General features: G+C 40.9%; 2 protein-coding genes. Both read left to right on the top strand.

Annotation, left to right across the window (positions count from 1 at the left end):
* On the top strand, positions 1-199 hold a 199-nt coding region (locus N1032_RS26565), incomplete at its 5' end, for a hypothetical protein (protein WP_259543654.1).
* Between the two features lie 67 nt (positions 200-266).
* Complete coding sequence (locus N1032_RS26560) at positions 267-524, top strand: hypothetical protein (protein ID WP_259543653.1); 258 nt, start codon at positions 267-269, stop codon at positions 522-524.
* The last annotated feature ends 68 nt before the right edge of the window (positions 525-592 follow it).

Raw genomic sequence — 592 nt, 5'->3', positions numbered from 1 at the left:
CGCAGTTCGTGACAGCTACCCGCTTGAAGAAATTGAACAACGTGTTAATACGTTCATGGAACGAGAAAACTTAATCGAGGTGGAGCAATGCAACAGCAAATGCCGACTGACCAAAAGGCACAAGCTGCTTTTTGGGAAGCTATCAATAAAGCAGGTGACGGAGGTAAACTTATCCTTGCACCTAACAATTCAACTGTAATCAGTAACACTGGTAACGTACTTGATTTTGAAGTGCGCCCGATCGGTGTAAGAGTGAGGAGCTATTGATGATTCATTTTAAATTTTCGGTAGAAACAAGTCGTCACACACCTTTGAAAGGTGTTACAGTTGAACCTGAAACAGCCGCCGAAATCTTATTTTTTAACGGACTTTGGAAAGAAGGCAAATTGAAGTCATTCAACGGAGAAATTCACACAGACGACTTTCAAACGGTCAAAGAAATCCAGCACCACTTGGAGGAGTTAAAACGCTTAGGTTTTTTCAAAAATGTAACTATCCGTGCCACACAAGACTTAGAATTATAGGAGCAAACAATGTCACAATGGACACATATCACAGCGACTATCTCAGTCGATACATATTTCAGAGAAGT

Source organism: Herbiconiux daphne, assembly GCF_024979295.1.
Lineage (GTDB): Bacteria > Actinomycetota > Actinomycetes > Actinomycetales > Microbacteriaceae > Herbiconiux > Herbiconiux daphnes.
This window is presented reverse-complemented; position numbering and strand designations above follow the sequence as displayed.